Source organism: Collinsella sp. AF25-2LB (genome assembly GCF_003458415.1).
Lineage (GTDB): Bacteria > Actinomycetota > Coriobacteriia > Coriobacteriales > Coriobacteriaceae > Collinsella.
Genome location: NZ_QRUF01000033.1, coordinates 1 through 1,677, shown reverse-complemented (window position 1 = coordinate 1,677; position 1,677 = coordinate 1). Strand labels below are relative to the sequence as shown.

The following is a 1,677-nucleotide window of genomic DNA, read 5'->3' as shown; positions in this document are numbered from 1 at the left end:
GTCAGACACTATGACCCAATCCAGGGGCACGGAAACGACAGGAGCCCCCGCTCGTGACCGCGGGTCGGGGCTGCGACAATGTTGTTGAAGTGCCAGAGGCGCAGCCGCGCCGCAACGAGGTTGGGAGGCTCCCGTGCCTAGATATTCTACCGCCTTCGGAATGGACGTACACCTCAGGTCCACCACCGTCTGCGCGCTCGACGCGGAGACGGGCGAGGCCGTGACGAGGAGGTTCCGCGGCAACCCCTGGGGCGAGGTCGCGGAGTGGATGTCGGGCTTCCCCGGCCCGTCGCTCGCCGCCTACGAGAGCGGCTACCTCGGCTTCGCCCCGCAGAGGGAGCTCTCCGGGCTCGGCGTCGACTGCGTCGTCGCGGCCGTCTCCAGGGTCCCGAGGTCGTCGGCAGACCTCTCGTCCAAGAACGACCGCAACGACGCGGCCAGGATGGCCAAGGCGATACTGTCGCACGACGTCACCCCGGTATGGGTGCCGTCCCCCGAGATCGAGGGGCTCAGGGACCTCGCCGGGGCCCACGACGCGGCGACCGCGAGGCTCGCGGCGGCGAAGCAGCGGCTCCTGGCGTTCCTGGCCCGCCGGGGCTACGCCTACGGCGGCACGACGCCGGCCGGAAACCCCCGGAGGTACTGGACGTACGACTTCCTCAGGTGGCTCGACAAGGTCCGGCCCGCCGACGACGGCGGCATCCGGGCGCTTGCGGCGCTGAGGAGCGAGGTCGAGGCGGCCGCCGAGACGCGCGACGACCTCCTCGCCGAGTACAGGGCCGCCGTCGCGGCGGGCCCCCTCTCGGCGGAGGTCGAGGCGCTCCAGTCGATCAAGGGGTGCGGGTTCGCGCTCGCCGCCGCCTTCGCGTCCGAGGTCGGCGACTTCTCGAGGTTCCGCTCCGGCAGGCAGGTGACGTCCTACTTCGGCCTCGCCCCGAAGCAGAGGTCGAGCGCGGACTCCGTGCGCCTCGGCGGGATCAGCGGGGCCGGCAACGCGCTCGTCAGGAGGCTGGCAGTCGAGGGGTCCTGGAGCTACGTCCAGGCGAGCCACCAACCGAAGCTGATGCCCAAGGGCAGCGGCGTCCCGCTCGAGGTGAGGATGCACGGGAGGAAGGGTTCCGAGCGCCTGCTCCGGCGCCGCGAGGAGATGCTCGCCAGGGGCATGCCCCAGGCGAAGGCGAACGCCGCCACCGCCGCCGAGCTCGTGAGGTGGCTGTGGGCCCTCGGCGCGATGTGCCGGGAGGCAACCGAATAGACATAGCCCCCGTCCCGGCGAGCCGGGCAGCCTTCGGGGATACCCCCGCTTTCGCTGGGCGCGCGGCAGCGGCCGCATGCGCGTAGTCAGACTTGGGGAGCCCCGCCGAAGGAATGGAGTGCGGGCCGACAGAACGGTATCCGCGGATATGAGACTGAGCCGAAGGCGTCGACGACATGCCGGGGGCGGACCGGGACGGGTTCAACGGCAGGCCCCGCCGACCGATTGCAAGCGGTCGGCGGGGCCATTGTGGCTCTTGACAGCGGATTGGGTCATATGAGCGAAAACGGCCCCAAGCGAGCAAGGTGACGTGAAATGAAAGGGCGCTGACCCTCTGGTCGCGCCCTTGAAATTGAACGTCAGATTGCCACTTGGGGCCGTTTGCAGCGTCGAGCAGCTACGCGGTTTGGTAAAACCGCGTA

1 protein-coding gene is annotated in these 1,677 nt (G+C 70.0%); it reads left to right on the top strand.

Going from position 1 to position 1,677, the window contains the following annotated elements:
• The first annotated feature begins 133 nt into the window (after nucleotides 1–133).
• Nucleotides 134–1,255 (top strand): IS110 family transposase, encoded by a 1,122-nt coding sequence (locus DWY51_RS09375; protein ID WP_117770655.1) that lies wholly within the window; start codon nucleotides 134–136, stop codon nucleotides 1,253–1,255.
• Nucleotides 1,256–1,677: the final 422 nt, after the last annotated feature.